Raw genomic sequence first — 20,533 nt, 5'->3', positions numbered from 1 at the left:
AGGTGGATCGCGCGGGGCTCGTCCTCTGCGCCATCCCTGTCCGGGCCGTCGGAAGGCGACGCGTCGAGGCCAAAAGGCCGGCGCTCGCATGAATTGGGGAATGGGGGGCTTCAGGGAAGCCTGCCCGACGGTTCGGGGGACGTCGAATGACGGTTAAGACGGGTTTTGAGCGGGCGGCGCTGTGGCGCGTCGCGCTGACCCTGACGGTGTTGGCTCCGGTGCCGGCGATGGCGCAGGTCAATGCGCGTCCCCCCACGCGCGAGGAACTGTCGCCGCGCGCGATCGCCGGTGAGCCCGTGGCACCGGGCGGCCGGCTGACGGTGGTCGGCAATGTCGAGCGTGCGCCGTGCCCGCTTGCCGATCCGCGCTATGCCAATGTCTCGGTGAACTTCGCCGATGTGCGGCTGGAGGGGCTGCGCGTGGTCGACGCGGCGACGCTGCGCGATAGCTGGAGCGATCTCGCCGGGCATGACGTGCCGATCGCCAGCCTGTGCGAAGTGCGCGATCGCATCGCCACCGCGCTGCGCGACATGGGTTATCTCGCCGCCGTGCAGGTTCCGCCGCAGCGGATCGACAAGGGCGGCACGGTTCGCCTCGATGTTTTCATGGCGAAGCTGGTCGCGATCGAAGTGCGCGGCGATGCGGGCAACAGCGAAAAGCTGATCGCCGCGCATATGGAGGCGCTGAAGGACCAGCCGGTATTCAACGTCCATGAGGCCGAGCGGCACCTGCTGCTCGCGCGCGATCTGCCGGGCTATGACGTGCGGCTCGCGCTGCGCCCCGCCGGCACCGCGCCCGGCGAAGTGGTGGGCGAGGTGACGGTGGTGCGGCGGCGGGTCGAGGCCGACATCAACGTGCAGAATATGGGTAGCCATGCGGTCGGCCCCGTGGGCGGGCTCGCGCGGGTGCGCATCAATGACATAACCGGCATGGGCGACAGCACCGTGTTGAGCGTGTTCAGCACCGCCCAGCCGCGCGAACAGACTGTGGTTCAGGCGGGGCACAGCATGGCGCTGGGCAGCAACGGGCTGCGCCTGTCCGGCGATTTCACTTATGCGTGGAGCAAGCCCGATGTGGTCGGCGGGCAGCTTTCATCCGACACGATGATCGCCACCGGCGCGCTGAGCTTCCCGCTGGCGCGGCGGCAGGTGCGCACCTTGTTTGCGACGGGCGGGCTCGACGTGATCGATCAGGATCTGCGCTTCGGTTCCGGCGCGTCCCGCGTCCCGCTGTCGCGCGATCGACTGCGCGTATTGTTCGCGCGGCTGGAGGGCGATCTGGTCGATCCGGCCAGTATCGTCAGCACCAGCGGCTATTCCGCTTATGAGCCGCGCTGGCACCTCGGTGGTGCGCTGGAAGTGCGGCAGGGCTTGAGCGGGCTGGGGGCGAGCGGCGGCCGTTCGCTCATTCCGATGAGCCGGCAGGATGGTGACGCCTCGGCCTTCGTCATTCGTGCCAGCGCGCAGGCGGAATATCGCCCGACGCCGGATTTCACCATCGCGATCGCGCCGCGCGCGCAATACAGCCCTGATGTGCTGCTCTCCTATGAGCAGATCAGCGCGGGTAATTACACCGTCGGCCGGGGTTACGATCCGGGAACATTGTCCGGTGATAGCGGCGTCGGCCTGTCGACGGAGCTGCGTTACGGCCGGATCATGCCGCGCGGCGCCGGTTCGTTCGCGTTCCAGCCGTTCGTCTTCCTCGACACGGCATGGGTATGGCACCAGAGCGCCACTTTCGTCGGGCTCGATCCGCAGAAGCTCGCGTCGGCGGGCGGCGGTGTGCGCGCGACATGGGCCGGCCGCGCCCGGCTCGATCTGACGCTGGCGACCCCGTTGCGCACTGCCGGCTTCCAAACGGAGCGCGGCGCAACCCGATTGCTCTTCTCGATCAGCACCCAGATCCTGCCGTGGAGGCACCAATGACCGACGGCTTTCACACGCGCTCCGTTCGGAAGCTGCTCGGTGGCCACGCCAGTGCGCTGGCGCTCGCGGTGGCCTGTGCCGCCACCCCCGCGCAGGCGCAGACCGGCGCGCAGGGCACGGGCACGGTCGTATTGGGGACCGCAACCATCAATTCGGGATCGAACACCGATACCATCCAGGTGCAAACCCAGCATACGGTGATCAACTGGCAGCCGAACGATGTCAGCGGCACCGGAACCATCGATTTCCTGCCGGCGGGGCACACGATGGTGTTCAACACCGCCACCTCGTCGGTGCTGTCGGATTATACCGTCCTCAATCGTATTTTGCCGACCCACGCCGGGGGCCTGCCCGTTTCCCGCGTGATCGCGCTCAACGGTACGGTGCAGAGCCAGTCCAACGGATCGGTGTGGTTCTATTCGCCCGGTGGGATCATCGCCGGCCCTACCAGCGTGTTCAACGTCGGCTCGCTTGTCCTCACCACCAACGATATCGATTTCACCGGCGGTCTGCTCGGCAGCAATGGCGAGATCCGCTTCCGTGGCCAGCCCGGTAGCACCTCCGCCGTAGAGGTGCAGGCGGGCGCGACGATCAACGCGCTGACGCCGGGCACCTATGTCGCGCTGGTCGCACCGCGCGTGGTGCAGGGCGGAACGGTCAACGTCGGCGGGTCTGCCGCCTATGTCGCGGCGGAAGCGGCCGACATAAAGATCAACGGCGGCCTGTTCGACATCACGATCACCGCCGGCACCACCGATGCCAATGGCGTCGTGCATATTGGCGATACGAACGGCGGCCTCGCCTCGGGCGGTGGCGAGGCGCGGCGCATCTATATGGTCGCGGTGCCGAAGAACAATGCGCTGACCATGCTCCTGTCCGGCAACGTCGGTTATGTGCCGGCCGGCGTCGCGATACCGGATGATAAAGGGGTGGTGCTGTCCGCGGGCTATGACGTCGCCGGTGGAGCGATCGCCGCCACGCGCAACGCAACCGCAACGACCGACAGCGGCTTCACGATCGGTTGGGGCAATTGGCAATCAACGCTGACGGGCGCGGCGACGGGCAATATCGCGATAGCCTCTGCCTTTTCGCCGGGCGTGAATTTCACCGATAATGTCACCTTGTCGGCGGAGCGCGGCATCACGCTGCGCGCCGATCAATTCGGCTCGATCAACGCAAGCGGCGACATGACGCTGAACGCCGGCTTCGGCGCGAACGGCGGCCGGATCGACGTGACGAGCGTTGGCGGCACTGGCTCCGCCAACAATGACGGCAGGATCACCATCGCGGGGGGGCTGACGCTCAACGCGAGCGGAGATGGTGACGCCGGGGTGATGAACACGCCGCTGACGGGGGCGAATGCGACGGGCGGCACGATCTCCGTCATCGCCAATGGCGGCGAGATCAGTGCTACATCGCTCTATGCCGCTGCGACCGCCAATGGTGGCTATGGCACCGACAGTTCGGGCAATGCGACGGGCGGCGCGATTACCTTGTCCGCGCTTACCGCCGCCGGGCCGCTGGGGGCAGAGGGCGGGGTGCTGCGTTTCGGCTTCACCAACCTCGATGCATCCGCGAGCGTGGCGGGGCAATATCCGGCCGCCGTGAATGGCGGGAGCGCTATCGGCGGCAGCATCGCGCTTGCCGGCACGGCGGACGCGAACGGCGTGGGCGGGCTCGATCTTGGCTCGCTTTACGCCGTGGCCGGGGCAACCGGCGGAAACGCCAGCACGGGCACTGCGGGCAGCGCCACGGGCGGCAATATCGGCATCGCCATCGCCGGTGGCGCGCATCAGTGGAGTGGCCTGAACGCGGATGTGAGCACGGTGGCGGCTTCGCGAGCGACGGTGGCAATTATGGCGCGGCCTCGCCCGGCGCGAGCGGCATCACCATCGATATCGGCGGCCCCGGCAGCCTGACGGTCCATGGCAGCGTATCGCTTCACGCGGATGCGCAAATCTATGGCCCCGGCGCATCGGGCGGCGCGTTGCGCGCCGGGTCGATCGGGGTGCTGGCGCATGATGGCGGCAGTTTCACGGTCGACGGCGACCTGTCGCTCGGCGCGACCGCACGAGCTTACAACAGCGGCTACCCCGGCGGACCGGCGGGGGGAACGCCGGATCTGTTCGGCGGCGCGATCAGCATCGGCGCGGCGGGCGGGACGTTCACCTCACCCGGGCCTGCAGCGCCGACGCTTCCGCATACGGGCCGGCCGAAGCGATGGGTTTCGGCAGCGGATTGCCGCAGGCGTCGCGACCGGCGGCAGCGTCACGCTCTACGCTTCTCGAGCGCGTCGGGCGGCGCGCGCGGCAGTCTGACGCTGAGCGATTGCGCTTGGCCTTCGGTTGTACGCAGTTTCACCGCGATAGGGCGAGGGCGGGACCGGGCCGGTCCGGGTCGGACGGTGATCGGCGGCGCGGTGCAGCTCTATGCGAGCGACGCGGATTTCTCGGCGCTCGGCAGCCTGTTGACGCTCTCGGCGAACGGCAACGGCGGCGGCGCGGCAGCTTCGGCGGCACCGGCGGACGCGTAGCGGCGACGGGCAGGGCGGCAGCGTGACGGTGGAGAGCCGCGCCGGCGTCAGCGCAACGGATGCCACGCTGACGCTTCGGCACGCTCAACCTCGGCGTGCGCGGCGCATGTCCGCTGCGGGGACGATCGACTGCGAATGGCTTATCCCGGCAATGGCGGCGGCGGCACCGGCACGGGCGGCATCCGCCAACCTGAACCTCGCAGGCGGGCAAGCTTCACCGCCGACCCAGGTGACGCTGGACGTATCGGGCACTCGGCGGGGCCGTCGGCGGCCAATTGCTCACGCTCTGCGCCGGCGGTGCAGCAGCACGCCGTTTCAGGCCGGCGATGGGCGCGGCGGAACGGGCAATTTCCTGATCACCGGCGGCACGGCGACGCTCGGCGCGCTTGACGCTCGGCGCGCAGGCGGCACGGGCGGGCAGATCGGGCAGCGATGCGGATCGGCGCCGTCAGACGCCGGTGGCGGCGCTGGCGGGCGCTCGGGCGCGGCGGCACTGCGGCGATACTCGAATCGCGCGGCGGCTCGCTGCAGCTCGGCAGCATTGTCGATCGATGCGAGCGGCACCGGCGGCGACGGTTACTCGACCTATCAGAATGACGGGTCCGACGGCGGCGCGGGCATCGGCGGCTCGGCGCGGCTGCTGTTGACCGCCGGCGGAAACGGGCTGGTCTCGGTCGACAATGGCATCGTCATCGGGGCGGCGGGTGTCGGCGGTAACGGTGCGGGCACCTATGCTGACGCGTCCGGCACCTATCGCGCGGGCAATGGCGGCAGCGGCACCGGCGGCGGGGTGGATGCCACGCTCGCTGGGGGGACGCTGACCGCGCCGTCACTGCTTGTATCGGCCGGCGGCAGCGGCGGCTCGGGTGGCGAGAACGGCACCGACGGCGCGGGTGGGGCGGCTGGAAACGGGATCGGCGGCACGGCGACCCTCGCCTATCGTAACGAAGGCCATGTGATCGGCTCGATCGCGGTGAACGCCAGCGGGCAGGGCGGACAGGCCGGAAGCACCGGCCAGATCATCGGCTATGACAGCAATGACCAGCCGATCTACGCATACGGCATTGGCGCAGGCGGCCAGGGCGGGCGCGGTGCGGGCGGCACGGCGAACGTGCTGATCGATGTCGATCCGAGCTATGGCAGCCTGACGGTCAGCGCCGATGGCGTCGGGAGCATCGGTGCGAGCGGCGGAACCGGCGGTGCAGGCGGCATCGGTGCGGGCGGCACGGCGGCGCTCAACATCACCTTCGGCGCGACATCGGTGAGCGACGCTCTGCGCGTGACGGCATCAGGTGACGGCGGGATGGGCGGCTCCGGCTATTACGGCGCTGGCGGCCGGGGCGGCGACGCGCAGGCCGGATCGGCGACGCTTGGCGTGGCGGGCGCATCGGCCTCGCTCGCCGCGGGCAATATCGCGGTGCTGGCCGAAGCGCGCGGCGGCGCTGGCGGCATCGGCGGCTTGCAGGGCGTGACGGGTCTTCCCGGCGCGGCGGGGGGCAATGCGATCGGTGGCACCGCGCTGTTCGCGGTTACCGGTGGCGGCAGCGCGGCTCCGGGCGGGGCGCTGATCGTCAGCGCGGATGCGATCGGTGGCGCCGGCGCGGCAGGCACCGCCGGGCCGAGTGGCGGCGCTGGCGGCGCCGGTGGTAATGCGACGGCCGGATCGGCAACGCTGCGGATTGCGGACGGCCATTTGATCGGCGGTGGCTCCGGCGCGAATTACCTGATCACGGCAACCGGCCAGGGTGGCGCGGGTGCCGACGGTAGCGCGGGCGGCAACGCGGGGCTGAGTGGTGGTATCGGCGGCGCGGGCGGCAACGGCACGGGTGGAACCGCTTCATTTGACGCCGCCAATGGCGATTACGCGCTCGGCGGCCTCGATATCGTCGCCGACGGGCTTGGCGGCACGGCGGGCGCCGGCGGCGCTGGTCCCGGCGGCGCATCGGCGGCAGGCGCGATCGGCGCCGGCAGCGGTGGCACCGCGAGCTTCGCCAACAGCGATAGCGGCGTGCTCGCTTCGGGTGCGCTGCGTCAGCTTGAATCGCTTGCGATGCGTGCGAACGGTGATGCGGCGGGGCGCGTGGTGTTCGCGGACACTTCGTCGGCCGCGAACGGCGGGCTGCGGATCAACGGCGCGCTCACGCTGACGAGCCTCGGTGCACCGGTGACGGGTTTTTCCGGCATCTTCGTTTCGGCGACCGCCAATCCGGTGCAGATCGGCGGCGATGCGGCTTTCGATACGGATGGCCCGCTTGGCTTCGCTTTTTCGGGGGGCGGCGGCCTGAACGCCGTGGGCGCGCTGACCGGCCGTTCCGGCACCCGGATCGATATCAGCCATAACGGCCGTCCGGCGGGCGCGGACAGTCTGGTGGCGGATACGATCAGCCTCACGGCGCCCGGCGACATCAGCATGTCCTCACCCGGTTCGCTGCGCGCGACTAACGGCGTGACGATCTCCAGCGCCGGTGGTCGGATCGATTTCGCGACCGGCAGCATGATCAATGCGGGCGGGAACGTGACGCTGACCGCGCAGGGGATCAGCGTCGCAGGCCTGACCAGTGGTGGCCAGGCCTTGCTCGATGCGGGCGCGGGCAGCCTGTCGGTAAGCAATCTGGCTGCGGCCAATCCGATCACCGCTTACGGCCAAGGCATCAGCCTGTCCGGGCCCGGCGCGCTGGCGATCGCGCTGGCGAATGCTGGAACCGGCTCCCTGACGCTCAACGCCGGCTCGCTCGACGCGACCGCGCTGGTCGCAACAGGCGCAGTGGCGGCAACGACGACCGGCAACGCGCGCTTCGGCGATGTGACTTCGACCTCGGGCGGGATCACGCTCAATGCGGGCGGCGTTGCGAGCCTTTCCGGCACGATCAGCGGCCGGACGATCGCGATCGGGTCGAGCGATGTGGTGATCGCTGCAACGGCGAGCATCGGTGTGCCAGGCACGACGACAGGGGTGACGTTCACCTCGGTCAACACGGGAGCACCAGCCTATATCGGCGGCGGCGACATGGCCGGCGGCTATAGCCTGTCCGCGGCCGAAATTGCGCGGGTCGCCGCGGGCAATATCTCGATCGTGGGGAGCAATGCCGGTGTCATCGTCCGCGACCTGACGATCGGCACCAACGTGCTGCCCGGCACCGGGGTGCTCTCGATCTCCACGCCGGGCCGCCTATCGGTGGAAGGTGCCTTGGCGATGACCGGGCGTACCGGGCAGGGCGGGCTGACGCTGTCGGCGGGTGATACGCTCGCGGTGGTCGCTGGCGCCGGCTCGATCGATCTCCGCGATCCCGCCGGCGTGCTGGGTGGTGTGCTGAACTTGCGCGGCCGCACCATTATCGCTGCAAGCAGCGCCGCGATCGCCGATGTCGCTGCCGCGCCGACCCTTGATGCGCGCGAGCGGCGGTTGGCGCAGAATGACGGCAGCGTGAGTGACGCGGGCATCATCCGCGCCGGCGCGATCAACGCTGCCGCCGCCGATGGGCTGTTCATTCAGAACACCGGCAGCGGGACGGAGTTCGCGGATCGCCGCGGCTTCACCGCCAACAGCTTCGCGATCACCACCACCGGGCAGACGCAGATCGCCATCAACGGTCGGTTGACCGGACCCGGCGGCTTCGTGATCGGGCGCGACACCGGCCCGCAGACTTCGATCAACGGCGTGCTGGATGGCCGGGCCGGGGGTTTCTTCATCGGATCGACGGTAAACGGCTGCCTGATCGGCACCGCTGGCGCCTGCGCCAATCTCGATTCGGCACTCGCCAGCCACGGGATATTGGAAGGGGAGTTGAATCCCGCCGCCGCCTTGCCACGCCCGCTCAGCCTGTCGCTGATCGAATTGTGGGATGTCATGGAACAAGGCTTCCCGCCGTTGATCGACGAACCTGTCACCGGGGCGGGCAATGAGGATCTGTGGACGCAGCCTTGCGGTGGCGCCGGGGAGAGCGCGTGCAGCGGAAATGCCACGCCATGAGCCGGCTATCATGCCGTAAATACGAACGAAACGGGATTGAAACGATCGGCTGAAGCCGTACAGGAGAGGTGGGCCGGGATGCTCTGGGGATGAGGGCATTCCGATCGACCGGGGCGGGGGTGTAACTCATGCGATGTGGGGGCGACGCGATCATCGGCAGGTCCGTGCTTGGCGTGGCCTTCGCCGTGATGCTGCTGTTCGCTTTGCTGTGGGGCTCGCCGGGCGGGCCGGATGCCGCGGATGCGGCGCCAGCGGCCGGGCGGACGTTTGAGGGCGTCGCCTCCTGCGCCGGATCGACCTGCCACGGCCGGATGGAGGCGGACGGCAAGGTCGTCCGCCAGGATGAACTCAAACGCTGGCAGGAGCCGTCCACGCCGGGCGGGGCGCACAGCCGTGCCTTCGCCGTGCTCAGCGGAGCGCGCTCGCGCCAGATCGCCGCGACCCTGGGACTGGGTGATCCGACCGCCGCGCCTTCCTGTCTGGGGTGTCATTCCACGCCGGCCACCGCGCGGGGGCCGCGTTTCCTGACGCAGGATGGCGTCGGGTGCGAGGGGTGCCACGGCGCGGCGAGCGGCTGGATCTCTTCGCATTATGCCGTCGGCGCGAGCCATGCCGCGAACGTCGCGGCGGGGATGACCGCGCTCGATCGGCCGCAGGTGCGCGCCGCCGTCTGCCTCGATTGCCATTTCGGCAGCGATCGCAACGGTCAGTTCGTTTCCCATCGCCTGATGGCGGCGGGGCATCCGCGCATCTCGTTCGAGCTGGACCTGTTCTCCGACGATGCAGGCGCATCACGATGAGGATGCGGATTACGCGCGGCGCAAGGGGCGGACCGACAGCCTGAAGCTGTGGGCGGTGGGGCAGGCGATGCGCGGTGCGAGCGCGCGCTGACGCTCTACGCCGGGCGCGAAGGGCAGCGAAGGCGTCGTTCCCCGAATTCTACTTCTTCGATTGCCAGAGCTGCCACCGCCGCATCTACGATTCAGGCGGAGCGCAGCAAGACCTGGGAGGCCAATCCGGGGCGGCCGATCCCGGCCGGGAATGCCGCCGTTCAACGACGAGAACATGATCATGCTGTCCGCCGCCGCGCGGGTGATCGCGCCGGGGCTGGCGGGGCGGTTCGACGGCGACAGCCGCGCCTTTCACGCGGCGCATCGCCACGGGATCGCCCGGCGGCGCTCGCGGCGGCGAGCGCGGCTGGCGGGGAGCGCGGGCGCGCTGGCGGATGCCTGTTCGGCGCGGCGGGGACCAGCGGCGACATGGCGTTCGCCGTGATCGCGGAGGTCGCCGAGCGGGGCGATCGCGCCGCGCTTCACCGATTACGAGGGATCGGTGCAGGCGGTGATGGCGGTCGATACCCTGCTCAACAGCATGGTGAAATCCGGCCGGATCACCGTGGGCGCGGCGGCGGGGATCCGCGTGGACGTCAATCGCGCTTACGGCGCGGTGAAGGAGCCAAACGCCTATCGCCCCGGCGATTTCCGTGCCGCGCTGGGCAGTGCCGCGCGCAGCATCGGCGCGCTGCGTTGAGGGGACGGGGGCATCGGCGGACCACGCTTGTCGCGCTGGCGGCGCTGATCCTGTCCTCCTGCGGCGGGGGAGGCGGCGGGAGCGGTTCGCCCACGCCAACCCCAAGCGCCACGCCCGCGCCCGGCACGCTTTATGCCGTTCCCGCGCAGGAATCCCTGTCGGTCGCCGATGTCGAGACGGTGGTTTCGCGCGCCGTGGCGGAGGCGAAGGCGCGCAATCTGCCGGCGGTGATCGCGGTGACCGATCGCGTCGGCAACGTGCTCGCGGTGTTCCGCATGGCCGGCGCGCGCGCGACCGCGATCACCAGCCCCGCGCCCAACGGCGACAATATCGATGCGCAGAATCTGGCCGTTCCCGCCGAGGCCGGCGCGATCGCCAAGGCAATCACCGGCGCCTATCTGTCGAGCGGCGGCAACGCTTTTTCGACGCGCACCGCGAGCCAGATCGTCCAGCCGCATTTCCCGCCGTCGCCTGCCGCCGTCGGGCTGGAAAGCGGGCCGCTGTTCGGGGTGCAGTTCAGCCAATTGCCGTGTTCGGACCTCGCCGCGCGGTTTCTGCCGGCGGGCGCCGCCGCGCTGATCGGGCCGAAGCGTTCGCCGCTCGGCCTCGCGGCCGATCCGGGCGGCTTTCCGCTTTACAAGAACGGCGTGGTGGTGGGCGCGATCGGCGTGATGGCCGATGGCGTCTATGGCTTCGATCCCGATGTCAGCGATGTCGATAACGATCCGGAAGAATATATCGCGCTGGCCGGCACGGTTGGGTTCGAGGCGCCGGATGCGATCCGCGCAGATCGCATCCCGGTGGACGGCACGACGCTGCGCTATTCGGATGCGACCTATGCGGGGGTGATGACCACCACCGCGCCCGCGTTCGCTACGATCAACGGGAGCGCCGGGGCGCTGGTGGCGGTGCGCGGCTATTATGGCGATCCGACGCCGGTGATCCTCGCCGGCGCGGCCTATGGCACGGAAACGTCGGGCATTCGCGCGGCGAGTGTCGCGGAATTTTCCAATCGCGATGCCTTCGTGCTGACCGACGGATCGGGCGCCAACCGCTTCCCGATCCGTGCCGGCACCGATGCGGGCGATGTCGCGCAGCCGCTTTCGGCCGCCGAGGTGACCGCGATACTCGAGGATGCATTCGCGGTGATGAGCCGCGCGCGCGCGCAGATCCGCCGGCCGCTCGACAGCCGCGCACAGGTGTCGATCAGCGTGGTCGATACGCGTGGACAGGCGCTGGGCGTGGTGCGCTCCCCCGATGCGCCGATCTTCGGCACCGACGTTAGCTTGCAGAAGGCGCGGACGGCGGCGTTCTTCTCCGGCAGCCACGCCGGGAGTGATCTGTCGGCCAGTCCCAGCGCCGATGTCGCCGCCTTCGTCACCCGCGCGCGCGCTTTCCTGAAAGACCCGTCCGCGCTGACCGGCAAATATGCCTTTACCGATCGCGCCAACGGGAATCTCTCACGCCCTTATTTCCCGGATGGCGAGGTGGGGCGGCCCAACGGCCCGTTCTCGCGCCCGATCGCGCAGTTCAGTCCCTTTTCGACCGGGCTGCAATCGGCGCTGATCGTCGGCGATCTCGCCGCACATCTCGCCTTCGTCACGGGCGCGAGCGCCCTCGATACGCCGCAGCGTTGCTCCGCCGTGCCGAGCGTCGCGGGGCAGAACCGGGTGCAGAACGGGATCCAGATTTTCCCCGGATCGGTGCCGGTCTATCGCGGCAATGTGCTGGTCGGCGGGGTCGGCGTGTCGGGCGACGGGATCGATCAGGATGACATGATCGGCTTCCTCGGCCTCAACAACGCCGGCAAGCGCGTCGGCGGTGTCGCCAATGCGCCGGTTGCGATCCGTGCGGACCAGATCGTCGTCGATCTGGGCGACGCCAATGTGCGGCTGCGCTATGTGAACTGTCCGTTCGCGCCGTTCCTCGATACTGCCACGCAGAACGTCTGCGCGGGGCTGTAGCGATGGGCGTCCTCTCCCTTCTCCCCCTGCTCGCGCTGGCGCAGGCGGCCGATGCCGCGCCGCAGGCCGATCGCGCGGCGGACGATCAGTCGATCGCCGGTCGCCGTCGCCCCGGTTATGAGGCGCCGCTGCCCGATGCGGTGACGCAGGATAATCCCGGCGCGGTACGCGCGCCGCCGCCGGAGGCTTTCCCCACCGATCAGGTGCCGGTGCCGGATCGCTGGCGGCTGATCGAGTCGCTCGGGCTGGTCAAGGAACGCTGGTTCGATCCCTATGGCCAGAACACGCTGAAGGGCGACCGGCCGATCAACCGCGACAAGGTGAAGTGGCTGCCGATCACGGGCGACGACTGGTTTTTCGTCGTCAATGCGGTGAGCGATACGGTGATCGAGCCGCACACCTTCCCGATCCCGGTCGGCGTGCAGACCACCGAGCGCCCCGGCAGCCTCAACGTGTTCGGCAAGGACGCGAGCTATGCGCTGAGCCAGACGTTCATCGGCGGTGTCGCGCTGATCAAGGGCGCGACCGCGTTCAAGCCGCCGCAAATCGAATATCGCCTGACGCTCGCGCTCAACGTCAATTACGCGAACGTGCCGGAACGCCGCATATTGTTCGTCGAGCCGTCGAAGCCTTCGCATCGAACCGATCACTTCCTGGGGGTGCAGGAAGCGTTTGTCGACTATCACCTCGCCAACACGTCGGATCGTTATGATTTCCGCTCGATCAGGATCGGCATTCAGCCGTTCCAGTCCGATTTTCGCGGCTTCCTGTTCAACGATCAGCAGCTCGGCATCCGGCTGTTCGGCAATCGCGACGGCAACCGATTCCAGTTCAATCTCGCGGCCTTCTGGCGGCTGGAGAAGGATACCAACAGCGGCCTCAACTCGGTGGTGCAGGCGCCGCGCCGCGATTGGGTGTTCGTCGCCAATCTCTATCGGCAGGATTTCCTGATCCCCGGCCTGACCAGCCAGATCACTGCGGTTTACAACATGAACCGCGAGAAGAACCGGATCGAGGTGGATCAAAACGGCTTTCCGGTGCGCCCGGCGCTGCTCGGCGATCTGCGCGGGCGGGATTATGACGTGGTGTATCTCGGCTACAACCTCGACGGCCGGATCGGACGGATCAACCTCACCGCGTCATTCTATGGCGCGCTGGGCGAGGATCGGAACAGCTTCTTCACCTCGAAACCAGCGCAAATCCGCGCGGGCTTCGCCGCCGCCGAGGCAAGTTACGACAAGAATTGGATACGCTTCCGCCTATCCACCCTCTACGCCACCGGCGACGGCAATCCCTATGACAATCGCGAAACCGGGTTCGACGCGATCTTCGAAAACCCGGTCTTCGCCGGTGCGGACACCAGCTACTGGATTAGGCAGAGCATCCCCTTCGCCGGTGGCGGCCGAGCGATCGGGATTAACGGGCGTAACGGCATCCTCAATTCGCTGCGCTCGTCGAAAGAGCAGGGCCAGTCCAATTTCAACAACCCCGGCACGATGCTGGCCGGCGCGGGCGCGGATTTCGATCTGACGCCGCGCTTGCGCGTTTCCGCCAATGCCAACCATCTGTGGTTTGAGAATACCGCCACGCTGGAGGCGCTGCGCAATCAGGGCAATATCGCAAACACGATCGGCTGGGATCTCTCGACCGCCGCGATCTTCCGACCCAAGGCGACGCAGAACATCGTGTTCCGCCTGTCTGGCGCCGTGCTGCTGCCCGGCGAAGGCTTCCGCGACCTTTTCACCAACAGCGATAGACACCGGAATTACTATTCGGTGCTCGCCAATTTGATCCTGTCCTATTGATGCGCAAACTGCTCGCCTTCCTCCTGCTCGTACTCTCCGCGCTCGCGGTGCCGGTGGCGATGCTGCAAGCCTCGGATGGCGAGAAGCCGGTGATGCGCGTGTACATCCCGTCACCGCCCGCCCCGATGAGCCAGACCGCTGCGCAAGTCGCGGGGAAATCGGACGGGTGTTACAGCTGCCACACCAAAACCGACGAGCCATCGATGCACGCCACCCCGGCGGTGATGCTGGGGTGCGTCGATTGTCACGGCGGCAACGCCTCGGTGCGCGGTGATCCGTCGCGCGGGTTCACCGACCCGGATTATGTCGCTGCGCGGGAGAAGGCGCACGTCCTGCCGCGCTTCCCGCAGAGCTGGCACTATCCCTCCTCCGCCAATCCGGCGCGGACCTATGCGCTGCTCAACCGCGAGGCGCCTGAGTTCGTGCGCTTCGTCAATCCGAGCGATTATCGCGTCGCGCGCGATTCATGCGGCGCGTGCCACATGCAGGTGATCGAGGCGGCGGAACGCTCGCTAATGGCGACCGGCGCGATGCTGTGGGGCGGCGCAGCATACAATAACGGCATCGTCCCCTATAAAAATTACATCTTCGGCGAGGCCTATACGCGCGAGGGGCAAGCCGCGAAGATCGTGTCCGCAGGCGATCCGCCCGGCAAGCTGACGACGGCGCAAAAGGCGCGCGGTGCGCTCGCCGAACTGTATCCGTTGCCGACCTGGCAGGTGACGCCGCCGGGCGACGTGTTCCGCGTGTTCGAGCGCGGCGGCCGCAATATCGCCACGCAATTCCCGGAGATCGGCCTGCCCAATCCCACCGGCTCGATCCAGCGGCTGGAGGAGCCGGGGCGCCCCGATCTGAAGCAATCGAGCCGTGGGCCGGGCACGGGGCTGCGCGTCGCTATCCCGGTGCTCAACCTGCACAAGACCCGGCTCAACGATCCGTACATGTGGTTCATGGGCACCAATGATCAGCCGGGCGATTATCGCCATTCTGGCTGTTCGGGGTGTCATGTCGTCTATGCCAATGATCGCGAGCCGCGCCACAGCCTGATTTACGCGCAATATGGCCGCGACGGTCAGAGTGCGACGGTCGACCCGACGATCGCGGCGAAGATGCAGTCGAGCACCGGCGGCCACGGCGCGCTCAAGGGGCCCGGCGGCGATAGCGTCGATCCGATCGCGGCGGTGATCAAGGAAAGCGGTCATCCGATCCGCCACGCCTTCACCCGCGCGATCCCCACCGCGCAGTGCATGACGTGCCACATGCATCAGCCGAATATCTTCCTGAACAGCTACCTCGGCTACACGATGTGGGATTATGAGGCTGACGCGCCGCTGATGTGGCCCGAGAAACAGAAATACCCCACCGCCGCCGAAACGCATGATGCGCTGGAGCGAAATCCCGAGGGCGCCGGCCCGCGCGGCAAATGGTCCGACGTGGATTTCCTCCGCAACGTCTATGATCTGAACGCCAAGGCGAAGGATACGCAATTCGCCGATTATCACGGCCATGGATGGAATTTCCGAGGCGTGTTCAAGCGCGATCGCGAGGGCGATCTGCTCGACGCCGAAGGCAAGATCGTCTGGCCGGATGACCCCGAAAAATGGCGCAAGAAGGACGAGGGCAAGTTCGTGCCCCCCGGCATCAATCCCGGCAAGACGGTCCACCTCATGGACATTCATGCCGAGAAAGGCATGCAATGCGCGGATTGCCATTTCGCGCAGGACAGCCACGGCAACGGCTTCATTTATGGTGAGGTGGCGAACGCCATCGAGATCGGGTGCAAGGATTGCCACGGCACCGCCGATGCCTATCCGACGCTGCTGACGTCCGGCCCGGCCGCGCCACCGAGCGGCAACAACCTGTCACTATTGCGCAACCCGGACGGCAAGCGCCGCTTCGAATGGTTTTATGACGCGAGCGGGCGGCGCAAGCTGGTGCAACGCTCAATCGTCGATCCGAAGCTCGAATGGGAAGTCAGCCTGGTGAAGGATTCGGTCGATCCGGCCAATCCGCATTTCAACGCCAGGGCAGCGCGCGCCAAGCTGATGAGCCGATCGGGCGCGGAGGATGGCAGCTTCGCCTTCGGGTTGGGCATCGCCAAATCGGATCGCGCGCATGGCGACGATGAGGTGGCGTGTTTCACCTGCCACCTGAGCTGGACGACGAGCTGCGGCGGCTGCCACCTGCCGATTGAGGCGAACTGGAAGACGACCAGCCACCATTATGGCGGCGAGGAAAGCCGCAACTTTGCGACCTATAACCCGCAGGTCGCGCGCGACGACATGTTCCAGCTCGGCAAGCATATGACGACCAAGGGCAATGAGACGGCGCCGGTCCGTTCCACCTCCGCGCTGGTGCTCTCGTCCACCAACATCAACCGCGAACGCATCTATATTCAGCAGCCGCCGGTTTCCGGAATCGGTTTCTCGTCGCAGGCGTTCGCGCCGCATTTCCCGCACACGGTGCGCAAGACGGAGACCAAGACCTGTTCCGACTGCCATTTGTCGGCGAAGGACGACAATAACGCGATCATGGCGCAGTTGCTGCTGCTGGGGACGAACTACCGCCAATTTCGTCGGGCTGAACGCGTGGACCGGGACTGGATGGGCGGGTTCGAGGCGGTGCGGGTCACCGAATGGGAGCGAGCCGCAGGCGGTGATCGGCAGCTATCTGCAGAAATATGCCTATCCCGATTACTGGCGGATGCATGTCGAGCGGAACGGGCGCGAGCTGAAGGACTGGGTGCGCGGCAAGACCTTCGATCGCAAGGGATCGGGCGAGACGCACCCGCTGGAGGAATTCCGCAACGTCGCGAAGGGCACCGTCCGATCGCGTCGGCTGCCTGCAGTTGCGCGGCGAATATATGTATGTCGCGGAAGGGAAGGGCGGCTTCCGCGTCTATGACGTGGCGTCGATCGCCAACAAGGGCGTCTCGGAACCGATCGTGAGCGGGCCCTTCTCGAAGCTCGGCCAGAATACCAACGTGCCGTCGAAGAACGCGACCTGCATGTCGCGCTGCCGACCAATCAGCCGATCAACCCGCTGCGGAACACGGCGGAGCGTGCGCAAGCTCAATCAGGAGCAGGCGTTCCTGCCGGTCTACAGCTATGCGGCGGTGACCGACAGCGTGGAGGGGCTGATCCTCGTCAATATCGAGACGCTGGCCGACGGCGAGTTCCGCAACAACTTCCTGAAGCGCGCGGTGACGTGGAACCCGGACGGCGTGCTCAACGGCGCGCGGCACATGTCCAGCTTGCCGGGCAGATCGCCTACGTCACCGCCGACGCCGGGCTGGTGGTGGTCGATCTCGCCGACCCGCTCCACCCGCGGCTCGCGGCGGTGCGCCCGCTGAAGGACGCGCGGGCGAGCGCGATGCAGTTCCGCTATCTGTGGGTGACGGACGCGGAGGGGCTGAAGCTGTTCGACGTGACGCGGCTGAGCGATCCGGTCGCGGTGCCGTCCGCCACGGTGCGCGTTCGCCGACGCGCGGCGCCTCTATCTGGCGCGCACCTATGCCTATGTCGCGGCGAAGGGCAGAGGGGCTGGCGATCGTCAACATCACCAATCCGCTGCAGGCCCGGTCGATCTACTGCCAAGGAGACGTTCGGCGGGCGGATGACGGATGTCGAGGACGTGATCGTCGGCAGCACCAACGCCTCGCTGTTCGCTTATGTCGCGGACGGGCGGCACGGGATGAAGGTGATCCAGCTCACCAGCCCGGCGAGCCAGCCCAATTTTTACGGCTTCTCGCCCGCGCCCAAGCCGGAGCTGATCGCCTGGGCGCGGACGCGTTCGCACCGGCGGTGGCGCTGTCGAAGGGGCTCGAGCGCGATCGCGCGGTCGACGAGACGGGCGGCCAGATCGCGGTCTTCGGCCGGCATCGGATCGCGCCCGTTCACCCGGCCGGAGATGGAGCGGCTGTTCCTGACGCGCCAGGGCGCGCCCTATAAGGTGAGCGACGAGGTGGACATGACGGCGTGGCGGCCGCCGCTGAAAGTTGCCGCCGCGCGCTGATCGCGAGCCGTTACGCCGGCGCTATATCGGGCCGGCTGAACAACGAGGCATGGATTCCGGCATAATGCCGGTCTGACGGGGCAATCTCCCCAATTCCCGGCATACCTGCGCCGTTACGCGGGCCGCTCGTTCATCAGCGTCCGCACCAGCCCTTCCATCCGTTCGTCGAACCGGGCGAGCGTGGCCGGCTCATCAACGGTCGCGAAATGCGTGACGAGCCCGGCATCGCTCCAGCGGTGCAGCGCGTAACCCGGCGTATCGGCCAGCACCATCGGCCGGCCATCGGGCGCATCCGGGTCCATCGGCCGCAGATCGAGGGCGAGTTGTGGGGCGCTCGATGAACAGACCGCGATGGTCGTGCCCATCCACGGCGCGACGATCGGGCGATGGATGTGGCCGCACACGATGCCCGCGATGTTCGTCCGGCCGCCGATCGCGGCGGCGAAGCGCGCTACCCACGGCTCTTCCGGATGAGTGTTCATCCAGTCGATGCCGACCTCGACCGGCGGATGGTGCATCACGATCAGCGTCGGCGTGTCGCGATCCTCGTCGAGCCGCGCCGCAAGCCATGCGGCGCGGCGTTCGCAAAAGGCGCCGCCGTGGCGCCCCGGCTCCAGCGTATCGATCACCACGATCCGTCGCCCGTCGAGCGCGACGACATATTGAACGAAGCCATCGACGATCGGAATGTGCGGGAAGTGCGCGGCGAAACCGGCGCGATCGTCATGATTGCCGACGCATGGCCAGACGGGAAAGTCGCACCCGGCCAGTGCCTCGGTCAGCCGGCGATAGCTGTCAGCGTCGCCGTGATCGGTCAGATCGCCGCTCAATAACAGCAGGTCGGGGCGGTTGGGCCCGGTGTTGAGCGCGCGCAGCACGCGATCGAACCGCTGGCGATTCAATTCATCGGGATCGTCGCGATCGAACCCCAGATGAATATCGGTGACTTGAGCGACCAGCATGGTTCCTTCGCGTCCCCTCATGTCGCTCGGCGGCTTCTTTTCGGCCTGTCCGCGTCTTCTTTCTTCGTGCGCCTCGAGGCGGGCAGCCACGGCGCGCCGTCGCCCGCATGATAGCTGTGGCACATCGCGCAGCCCGATGGCACGTCCGCCTTGGATTGCTCGCCGCCGTGGCACGTGCGGCAGGTGGCGATGCCGGGCAGCAGCAGATCGGTCGCGACCTTGGATTTCGGCGCGGCGTGGCATGTCTCGCACTTTTCGGTGCTGTGCGCGGCATGGTTGAACCAGCCATCCATCATATATCGCATCGGCTGGTTGACCGGCAGCACCTGCCAGTTGGTCGCGCCATTCGTACCCGGCGGCGTCACGACATGGCAGTCGTAGCAGGCGCCACCCTTTGAGAAGACCGCCTTGATCGCTGCGTCCGCGCCGCCCGGCCGCGTCGCGGCAGCACCGAAATAGGCGTGATAAATGCGGCCCTCGGCATATTCGCCCGGCCGGCGCCTCGCCATGCCGCCAAGCTCGATCGGGCGGGCGGGTGCGGTCGAGCGATAATAAGCGCGCAGGTCCGCGATCACCTGTTCAGGCTTGCCGTGGCGAAGCGTGCGGACGGTGCCGCCGATCGTCTCAAAGCCGAGGCTGTGGCACATCTGGCAATCGCGTTCCATGTTGACCGGCAGGAAGCGCACGCCATCGGCGGTTGGCTTGTGGCAGTCCTTGCATGCCAGCGCGTCGCCGAAACCGTGCTCGGCCTTCATCGTCCGCGCCATCTTGGCGACACCGCCGGTTGCGGAGAGATGGATGTCGTGGGGGAATTTCAGCCCGCTATCGTCGCTGACCGGCCGATCGAGCGATCGGCGCTCGAACGTCGGATGCTTGCCCGGCACGGTCTGGACGCGCGGGCGGAATTGCGGATGGCTGGTCCCGAAATCGGCGGCATTGGCGAGCTTGGTATCCTTCAGCCGATCGCTGAGCGTGCCGTGACAATCCGCGCAGAATGCCTGTGGGGTCGATTGCATCGGGCCGGCGCCCTCGTGTTCGCGGTGGCAATCGACGCATGCGCCCTCGGGCGGCTTGTTGAAGGTCGCGGCGACCTTGTTGAGCAATTGGCCGCCGAGCCCCGGCACCGCGCGCGCTGTGGCGAGGCGATCGGCGGGAGCATGCTCGTGCGCGTCCTTGTGGCAAGCGACGCAGGCATTGTCGCGCACGGAGACGAACGCCTCCTGATGGCAGGACTCGCATTGCCCCTCCAGCGCGTGATGCGCCTTGCTGAGCGGGCCGACCGACCATGATTTGTCGCCGATGATCCGGTGCGCGCCCGGTGGCGCATCGGCCGGGCGCATCGCGAAGCTCCAGATCGGGATCGCGAGGAAGCCGATCAGAATCGCGATCGCGGCGCCCCATGCCGTCAGCCGCTTGCCCGGCAACAGGCCGCGCAGCGAGAATGCCTGTGCCTCCTCGCGTTCGGCGGAGGCTTCGGACACCGCATCGACGCGGCGGACCGTCAGGACGGTGACGCCATCCTCGCCTTGCGACGCCGCGATGCGATGGCCCCCGAAGCGCAATTCACCGCCAGTCGTGGGGTCGATATCCGCGCGGAGGACGGGACGGCCATCGAGATCGAAGCCCAGCGTGCCGGTCGCGCGGACGCGCACCGTGCGTGGATCGATCCGCTCGATGCGCGCATGATCCGGCTCAAGCGCCAGATCGGGCAGGTGGATATCATTCTCCGCCGCGCGGCCGAGCGAAAGCTGCGGCTTCGCGATCGTGGCGGTGCGCACGATCTCCCGCCCATCGGCGGTGAGGCTGATCTGACGGACAAGGAAGCTCACG

General features: G+C 67.8%; 13 protein-coding genes. 11 read left to right on the top strand and 2 right to left on the bottom strand.

Annotated elements, in window-relative coordinates:
* Positions 1-146: 146 nt before the first annotated feature.
* From P0Y64_04225 to P0Y64_04175, 11 genes are all read left to right on the top strand, one after another.
* Positions 147-1,925 carry a ShlB/FhaC/HecB family hemolysin secretion/activation protein gene (locus tag P0Y64_04225; GenBank protein ID WEK44046.1) on the top strand — a complete coding sequence of 593 codons (1,779 nt, stop codon included), beginning with the start codon at positions 147-149 and terminating at the stop codon, positions 1,923-1,925.
* Entirely contained in the window at positions 1,922-3,844 is a 1,923-nt protein-coding gene (locus P0Y64_04220) for a hypothetical protein (protein WEK44045.1), read from the top strand. The genes P0Y64_04225 and P0Y64_04220 overlap by 4 nt, the downstream gene beginning before the upstream one ends.
* Positions 3,845-4,480: 636 nt before the next feature.
* On the top strand, positions 4,481-8,428 hold the full coding sequence (locus tag P0Y64_04215; protein WEK44044.1) for a hypothetical protein: 3,948 nt from the start codon (positions 4,481-4,483) through the stop codon (positions 8,426-8,428).
* A 173-nt stretch (positions 8,429-8,601) separates the two neighbouring features.
* Positions 8,602-9,228, top strand: a complete 627-nt coding sequence (locus tag P0Y64_04210) for a multiheme c-type cytochrome (protein WEK44043.1) — start codon at positions 8,602-8,604, stop codon at positions 9,226-9,228.
* A gap of 241 nt (positions 9,229-9,469) precedes the next feature.
* Positions 9,470-9,703, top strand: coding sequence for a hypothetical protein (locus P0Y64_04205; protein ID WEK44042.1), 234 nt, complete (start codon positions 9,470-9,472; stop codon positions 9,701-9,703).
* A 69-nt stretch (positions 9,704-9,772) separates the two neighbouring features.
* Entirely contained in the window at positions 9,773-9,958 is a 186-nt protein-coding gene (locus tag P0Y64_04200) for a hypothetical protein (protein ID WEK44041.1), read from the top strand.
* Positions 9,955-11,922, top strand: coding sequence for a heme-binding protein (locus tag P0Y64_04195; protein ID WEK44040.1), 1,968 nt, complete (start codon positions 9,955-9,957; stop codon positions 11,920-11,922). Before P0Y64_04200 ends, P0Y64_04195 begins: the two co-directional genes overlap by 4 nt.
* A gap of 2 nt (positions 11,923-11,924) precedes the next feature.
* Positions 11,925-13,727, top strand: a complete 1,803-nt coding sequence (locus tag P0Y64_04190) for a hypothetical protein (GenBank protein WEK44039.1) — start codon at positions 11,925-11,927, stop codon at positions 13,725-13,727.
* Entirely contained in the window at positions 13,727-16,675 is a 2,949-nt protein-coding gene (locus P0Y64_04185; protein ID WEK44038.1) for a hypothetical protein, read from the top strand. Before P0Y64_04190 ends, P0Y64_04185 begins: the two co-directional genes overlap by 1 nt.
* Positions 16,672-17,079: a hypothetical protein gene (locus P0Y64_04180; protein WEK44037.1), complete on the top strand. Its 408-nt coding sequence runs from the start codon at positions 16,672-16,674 to the stop codon at positions 17,077-17,079. The genes P0Y64_04185 and P0Y64_04180 overlap by 4 nt, the downstream gene beginning before the upstream one ends.
* Positions 16,992-17,741 carry a hypothetical protein gene (locus tag P0Y64_04175; protein ID WEK44959.1) on the top strand — a complete coding sequence of 250 codons (750 nt, stop codon included), beginning with the start codon at positions 16,992-16,994 and terminating at the stop codon, positions 17,739-17,741. The genes P0Y64_04180 and P0Y64_04175 overlap by 88 nt, the downstream gene beginning before the upstream one ends.
* A 113-nt stretch (positions 17,742-17,854) precedes the next feature.
* Here the strand turns inward: P0Y64_04175 and P0Y64_04170 are convergent, their stop codons facing one another.
* Together P0Y64_04170 and P0Y64_04165 are read right to left on the bottom strand one after the other, a co-directional pair.
* Positions 17,855-18,703, bottom strand: a complete 849-nt coding sequence (locus tag P0Y64_04170) for a metallophosphoesterase (protein ID WEK44036.1) — start codon at positions 18,701-18,703, stop codon at positions 17,855-17,857.
* 17 nt (positions 18,704-18,720) lie between these two features.
* Entirely contained in the window at positions 18,721-20,532 is a 1,812-nt protein-coding gene (locus P0Y64_04165) for a cytochrome c3 family protein (protein WEK44035.1), read from the bottom strand.
* Position 20,533 lies beyond the last annotated feature (1 nt).

The sequence above is a fragment of the Candidatus Sphingomonas colombiensis genome (assembly GCA_029202845.1).
Taxonomy (GTDB): Bacteria; Pseudomonadota; Alphaproteobacteria; order Sphingomonadales; family Sphingomonadaceae; genus Sphingomonas; species Sphingomonas colombiensis.
This window is presented reverse-complemented; position numbering and strand designations above follow the sequence as displayed.